This window comes from Corynebacterium sp. HMSC11E11, assembly GCF_001807025.1.
Taxonomy (GTDB): domain Bacteria; phylum Actinomycetota; class Actinomycetes; order Mycobacteriales; family Mycobacteriaceae; genus Corynebacterium; species Corynebacterium freneyi.
In genome coordinates, this window is record NZ_KV787148.1 from 1 (window position 1) to 6,930 (window position 6,930).

Annotated in this window: 4 protein-coding genes, 1 tRNA gene and 1 other RNA gene; 2 read left to right on the forward strand and 4 right to left on the reverse strand. The window is 67.5% G+C overall.

Annotated elements, in window-relative coordinates; all coding sequences use genetic code 11:
* Positions 1-31 precede the first annotated feature (31 nt).
* Positions 32-108: transfer RNA gene (locus HMPREF3121_RS07290), tRNA-Met, on the reverse strand.
* 284 nt (positions 109-392) lie between these two features.
* A complete protein-coding gene (locus HMPREF3121_RS07295; RefSeq protein WP_210387256.1) occupies positions 393-3,344 on the reverse strand; it encodes a UPF0182 family protein in 2,952 nt (983 codons plus the stop codon).
* A 217-nt stretch (positions 3,345-3,561) separates the two neighbouring features.
* On the opposite strand from HMPREF3121_RS07295, the gene HMPREF3121_RS07300 reads away from it, so the two are divergent.
* Entirely contained in the window at positions 3,562-4,125 is a 564-nt protein-coding gene (locus HMPREF3121_RS07300; protein ID WP_035119422.1) for a PPA1309 family protein, read from the forward strand.
* A 253-nt stretch (positions 4,126-4,378) separates the two neighbouring features.
* Positions 4,379-5,218: a GDSL-type esterase/lipase family protein gene (locus tag HMPREF3121_RS07305; RefSeq protein WP_070521617.1), complete on the forward strand. Its 840-nt coding sequence runs from the start codon at positions 4,379-4,381 to the stop codon at positions 5,216-5,218.
* 543 nt (positions 5,219-5,761) lie between these two features.
* Here the strand turns inward: HMPREF3121_RS07305 and ssrA are convergent.
* Positions 5,762-6,138: a transfer-messenger RNA gene (gene ssrA, locus HMPREF3121_RS07310) on the reverse strand.
* 126 nt (positions 6,139-6,264) lie between these two features.
* Positions 6,265-6,762, reverse strand: a complete 498-nt coding sequence (smpB, locus tag HMPREF3121_RS07315) for an SsrA-binding protein SmpB (RefSeq protein ID WP_035120343.1) — start codon at positions 6,760-6,762, stop codon at positions 6,265-6,267.
* Positions 6,763-6,930 lie beyond the last annotated feature (168 nt).

Consider the following 6,930-nt stretch of genomic DNA (forward strand, 5'->3'; position numbering starts at 1 on the left):
CCCGGCGCAATGCCGGGGGCCTTCGTTCACGTGGTAGCGGGGGCAGGATTCGAACCTACGACCTCTGGGTTATGAGCCCAGCGAGCTACCGAGCTGCTCCACCCCGCGTCGACTGCTTGAACACCGTAACACGGAACCGAATGATTCCATAATCACGCCGCTCGCAGCGGGTGCCGGCCACACGAGATGTTCTCTCGCCGACCAACGGGAAGTAACACTAGCACCGAGCCCCGACGCTTGGCCAATCCCCTGGTCAGCGCGGTGCACGTGCTTCACGACGACCGCCGGCGGGCACCCCGGCGAGACGATTGACCAAACGCAAAACCGGGCCGCACCGGGGAAGGAAGCCCCTCCCACGTGCGGCCCGGTCGTCGCAAAGCAACCGGCGGCGGCTACTGGCCGTTGGCCTTCTGGTAATCGGCGACCGCCTTGTCCAGATCCGCCAGCGCCTGGCCCTGGGCGGCGAAGTCACCGTTTTCCTGGGCCGTCTTCAGGCGATCGAGGATCGTGGAGATGCGGGCCGCGGCTTCGTCGCGCGCGGCCACGTCGACCTCGCGCTCGGCCTCCGGACGGGCCTTGCCGGCCTCCTCCTCCGCCGCATCGTCGTCGGTGGCCTCGTCGTCGGCGACCGCATCCTCCTCGCCACGCTCCCGCGCGACATCGCTGGAGTCGATGCCCACCTGGCGCAACGCCTCCGACACTGTCGGCGCATAACCGACCTCGCCGCGGTACGACACCAGAATGCGCAGCAGCTTCGGGAACGCCGTCTCCTGCCCCTGACGCTGCGTGTACACCGGCTCGACGTACAGGATCTCGCCATCGCCGACAGGCAGGGTCAGCAGATTGCCGTTGGTCACCACGTTGGTGCCCTCCAGCAGCGTGCGGTCCTGGGCGACCTCATCAGCGGACATCATCGTGTCCTGCGCCTGCTTCGGACCCATCGTCTGGGTGTTCGTCGGCAACGCGCGGATGGTGATGCGACCGTAGGTCTCCGGATCCGACGACACCGTCATATGCGCCGACAGGAACTCGCGCTCCAGACCACGGAAAGCGGAAATCAGCTGGAAACTCGACTTCCCCGTCTCCGGGTCCGCCGCCACCACGTAGTACGGCGGCTGCGACAGACCCTGATCCTCCGGGGCCGTCGGGTCGTTCGGCACCGACCAGAACGCGTCGTTGGTGAAGAAGATGCCCGGGTCGGACACGTGGTAGCGGGCCATCAGCTCACGCTGGACCTTGAACAGATCCTCCGGGTACCGCAGGTGATCCTGCAGCGCATCGGAAATCTCCGACTTCGGCTTCACCACATCCGGGAACACGCCCTGCCAGGCCTTGAGCACCGGATCATTCTCGTCGAACTCGTAGAGCTCGACCGTGCCGTCGTAGGCGTCGACCGTCGCCTTCACCGAGTTGCGGATGTAGCTGACCTCACTGTTGGGCAGCGGACGCGACGTGCCGTCCGGGTTCAGCGAATCCTGCGTCGCCTCCTGGAGGCTGGTGCGTTCCGAGTACGGCATCGACGCCAACGTCGTGTAGCCGTCGACGATCCACTTGATGCGGCCGTCGATGACCGCCGGGTACGTGCGGGTGTCCGTGGTCAACCACGGGGCGACCTTCTGCACGCGCTCGCGCGGATCACGCTCGTAGATGATCTTCGACTCCGGGCCGACCCGCTCCGACAGGAGGATGTTGACCTCCTGGTAGCGGGTGGCGAACACCAGACGCTCGAACAGGTTGCCCACGCTGACGCCGCCGGCGCCGTCGTAGGTGAAGTTGCGGCCGTCGGCGTCGTACTCGTAATCCGTGCCGTCGCCGGAACCGCCGACGATGGCGTAGTCCGCATCCGAGTTGGCGATGACCGGCCCGTAGTAGATGCGCGGCTGCTCCAGCTCCAGGTTCATGCCGTTCGGGTCCTCCGACTCGAACAGGTCCGCCACGGTGTACAGCGGGTAACCGCCGCGGGCCGAACCGGCCTCCGCCGCGACCTCGTCGACCCGGTTGGCCGGGGCGGCGACGAAACCGTTGCCGTGCGTGTACACGGTGTGGCGGTTGATCCAGTCATTCTGGTTGCCCTGCAGGGTCTGCGGGTTCATCTCGCGGGCGGCGACGACGAAGTCGTGCATCTCCCCGTCGACCTCGTAACGGTCGATGGACAACGACTCCGGGAAACCGTAGAAGTTCTTCAGCTGCCGCTGCTGCGTGAACGTCGGCGACAGCACCTCCGGGTCGAGGATGCGGATGTTGGCCAGGGTGTTCGTATCGCGGGCGATGGACTCGGCGCCCTCCTCCTGCGAGGCGGCGTCCTCCTCTTCCTCGCCCGGCACGCCCCAGTCGCGCTCGATGGTGACCTTGTCGTCCGTCAGACCGTAGTGGTAGCGCGTCGACTCGATGTTGCGGGCGATGTACTCCCGCTCCTTCGCCGCACGGTTCGGCGACACGGAGAACTGCTCGATGATCAGCGGCCACGCCACGCCGATGATGCCCGCGGAGACCAGCATGAGCACCGTCGCCATGGCCGGGATGGACAGGTTGCGAAGGAAAATCGACGCGAAGAACGCGCCGGCCACGACGATCGAAATGACCAACAGCACGATCTTCGCCGGCAGCAGCGCATTGATGTCGGTGTAGGAACCGCCCGTGAACGTCTGGTGCCGGTTGCCCAGCATGTCGTAGCGATCCAGCCAGTAGGCCAACGCCTTGAGCAGCATGAACACGCCGGCCCACGACGCCAACTGGGCGCGCGCGGCACCGGACACGCGGGTCTTCTCGCCCACCGTCGGGTTACCCGCGCGGATGCCGCCGAGCATGTAATGCGTCACCAGCGACAGCAGGAACGCAACGATGACCGTCAGGACGGCGGTGTCCACCAGGAACCGCCAGAACGGCAGGTCGAAGGCGTAGAACCCGAGGTCCTTGTGGAACTGCGGGTCGGTCTCGCCGAAGCTCTCCCCGTTGAGGAAAAGCTGCACCGTCCGCCACGCCGACTGCCCCACCAGGCCGGCGAACAGGCCGAACACCACCGGGATGCCGATCAGCGCCGGCTTGTGCGACGACTCGATCATGCGGCGGTAGATCGCCTGCGGGCTCTGCGGATCCAACGGCCCCGGGTCATCGGGGCGGTGGCGCCAGGCCAGCCACATCGACAGGAAGACGACCGCGCCGACCACCGCGCCGACGAGCACGAACAGGATGATCCTGGTCACCCATGCCGTGGCGAACACGCCGCGGAAACCCACCTCCCCGAACCACTGGAAGTCGACGTAGACGTTGACGATGACGGGGACGAGCAAAGCAAGGATCGCGAGGATCATCACCGTGGTGGCGAGCCACCCCGGCCTCGGCATGCCCGTGCGGCCCAGTCTGGTCGGGCTTGTGGACAAGGGGTCTCCTAGTCGTTACGGGTTGTGCAGTCTCCCCTACTCTATTGAAAAACCCCCTGGGGCAAACCCCGGGTCCGCGATGTTCGCCGAGGGCCGCCAGACTTTCCCCGTCTCCTCCCCCGAGGCGCCCCGCGCGGGCCGTCGCAAAGCAACCCCGAACCCCGGACAGAAAGGCGCCACCATGCCCGACGCACGCACCATGTCCCCGCAGGCCCTCAACCGCGCGGTGCGCGAAGCGGTCGACTTCGTCCACGCCGAAGGGTGGGACGCGCCGCCGACCCTGTTCGCGCTGGTGCCCACCGAACTCGTCGCCGACGCACTCGACCCGGACCTGCTCGACGAGTCGCCGCTGACCGTCGTCGTCCAGGAGGATCTGCCGGAGGGCATCGACGGCGGCTCGCCCGAGCTGTCGGACTTCATCGCCCGCACCTCGTGGCCGGAGGGCGTCGTCGGCGCGGTGCTGGCGCAGGAGATCCTCATCGTCGCACCGGAAGACGCCGACTCCGTCGAGGGCCTGACCCTGGAGGAGGTGCGCGCCTCGGCGGGCTCCGGGGCCGCGCGCCAGGCCCGGCTGTTCACGGGAGTGCTTGACGACGGCCCGTCGCTGACCCTCATCCAGCCCCGCCCCACCGACGCCGAATTGGCCGAGAAGGGCCCGTTCGCCGAGGACGACGTCGAGCTGCGGTCCGGCGAGGGCGTGGCCGATGGCGTCGTCGCCGCGCTGAGGTCGACGTTTTTGGCGTAGGCGGCGCCGGGCCACGAATTCGGCCTCCGGGACCGCGTGACAGGTGCACGGCCAATGCAACGTTTCCCCGACCACGGTTGACTTAGCCAAACAAAAGGGGTTTCATAACGGGCAGATAACGCCGCCGAAGCGCACCGCCACCGCCCCTTCCGGGCACCGCACCCCTCCGGGGACGCGAATCGGCGTCGCAAAGCAACCGTCGCGCACCCGCCCACCCGAGGCCACGCGCACCTCCCGACGAAGAGGACACCACATGAAGCCGACCACCGCCCGCCGCACCCTCACCGCCGCCGCAGCCGCGCTCACCGCCGGCGCCGCCCTCCTCCCCGGCACCACCGCGGCGGCCAACCCCAACGGCGAGTACGTGGCCTTCGGCGACTCCTTCGTGGCCAACCCCGGCGCCACCGACGAAGCCAACGGCACCGGCCGCCCCGGCCACGTCTGCCCCGTGTCCACCACCAACGTCGGCCACAACGTCGCCGCCCAGCTCGACATGACGCTGCACGACTACACCTGCAACGGCACCGTCGCCTACGTCCCCACCACCCCGAAGCAGCTCGGCGGCTACGTCGACACCGCCATCAACAACGGCCACGTCAACCACAACACCAAACTGATCACCATCGCCATCGGCGCCAACGACGCCATGCAGGCGTTCTGGGCACCCAACGAAATCCAGGACGACATGTACCACCAGGCGGTCACCGGCACGATCAACCGCCTCAAGGAGCACGCCCCCAACGCGCGCGTCATGGTCATCGGCATGCCCGAGATCATCTCCCGCGACGGCGAGCACTACATGTGCCCGGTCAACGTCTTCGGCAACGCCCCGCGGGTGCCCGCCGCCCCGGCCCGCATCTTCGAGGACAACCTGCAGGCACGGCAGGCGCGGGCCGCCGAAGCGACCGGCGCGACGTTCATCAACCTGAAGGACGTCTCCAACGTCGACGCCGCCATGTGCGGCCCGGACGGCGAGCGCCACGTGTCCGCGTTCGTCGACTCGGACACCGCGAACTACAACATGCCGAATCACCTCACCCACCATGGCTCCCGCGTCGTCGCGACCCAGGTGGCCGACGCGTACCGCGGCTAGGACGCGCGGCTCGGGTCGGCTCGGGTTTACGCCCGTCTATTCTTGCCGCCCCTTTCGCCTTCTGGTCCGCTCCCGTTTGTCCGGGGCGGGCCTTTTTGCTTTGCGACGCCCACCGGGAGCCCACCAACGCCCTCCCGACCCCACGAATGTGCGCGACAGCCCTCCCAGCGCACACTCGTCAAATGTGCAGCCCCGCCGGGAGGCTGCCGGCACCCGATTGACGCCCGCCGAGCGCACCCACGCGCAAACCACGGGTCAAAAACACGGGGTCGACCAGCCTCACTCCCAAACCACGGGGTCCAAACTGCGGGGTCGATCCGTTTTCGGCCTTAAACCACGGGGTCGACACCGACCCCGTGTTTTGGACCCCGTGGTTTGACTGCAGGGTGATGGACCCCGTGGTGCGGGCAAAGCGTGGGCACGGCCAAAGCGACGTGCGGCGGCACCGCGTAAAGACGAGCGGCGACACCGCGTACGCGTAAACGAGCCACCCACCACCTGAATACAAAAGAACCCGCCCACCGTTTCCGATGAGCGGGTTCCGAGTGGAGCCGCCGGGAATTGAACCCGGGTCCTCCGCCAACTCGCCAGGGCTTCTCCGTGCGCAGTTCGCGCGTGGTCTCTGCTCGGCCCTCCGGTTCAGTCGAACATGACCGGATGACGGGCCCAGCCGCAAGTATGCGTCCCCGCCGACCCTTGCGACCAAGTCGGCGAGCAAGCCCCACTAAACGATGCCAGGGTCCGGATCAGAGGCCTACCCGGTCTGACAGACACGCGGTCGCTGAATTAGGCAGCGAGGGCGTAGTCGCGCTGAGTGTTCTCGGCGCTTAATTGGTTGCTGCGACGCTTGCGGTGGTCTCCAGCCTGCACCGGCACGCTTCCCCTGGCTCACCGTACGGAGTCGAAACCAAGTCGGCCCCTCACGTTCCCACCGGAGGGGATGCTGCGTTGCCCCGGCGGGATGGATAAGCGTAACGCCGTGGTTCGGGGGAAGTCAAGGCCCGGTGCACCTCGGAGACGGTGCGTCGCGCCCTTCCCCGGCTCGGTCACCCCTTGATGCCCTTGATGCGGCGGCCGAGTTCGCGGGTGATCTCGCGCTCCTCGGTGCGGCGCTTGATGTCCTGGCGCTTGTCGTAGTCCTGTTTGCCGCGGGCCAGCGCGAGTTCGACCTTGAGCCGGCCGCCCTTGAAGTACAGCTTCAGCGGGACCAGGGTGTTTTTGCCGTCGCGGGTTTTGCCGATGAGGGAGTCGATTTCCGCGCGGTGCAGCAGCAGTTTGCGGTTGCGGCGCGGCGAGTGGTTCGTCCAGTTGCCGTGGGAGTATTCGGGGATGTGGAGGCCGCGGAGCCACACTTCGCCGTCGTCGATGGTGGCGAAGGCGTCGTTGAGCGACGCGCGCCCTTCGCGCAGGGCCTTCACCTCGGTGCCGACGAGCACCACCCCGCATTCGTGCGTTTCCAGGATGGTGTAGTCGTGTCGGGCCCGGCGGTTCGTCGCGATCACCGGATTCGCCGATGCGCCCTTCTTGGACTTCTTCTTTGCCATATCCCGCGCCATCTTAGTCCCTTGCCCGTCGGCGACGGCGATCGCTCCTTCCGCGCCCGTGCTTGACGACGGCCGTTCCTCTTACGGTCCGGCGAACCTCTCCCCGCCGCCGTTATGGCGGCCCGCTCTCGATGGCGGGGTGCCCCGCCGCCGTGATGGCGGCCCGCT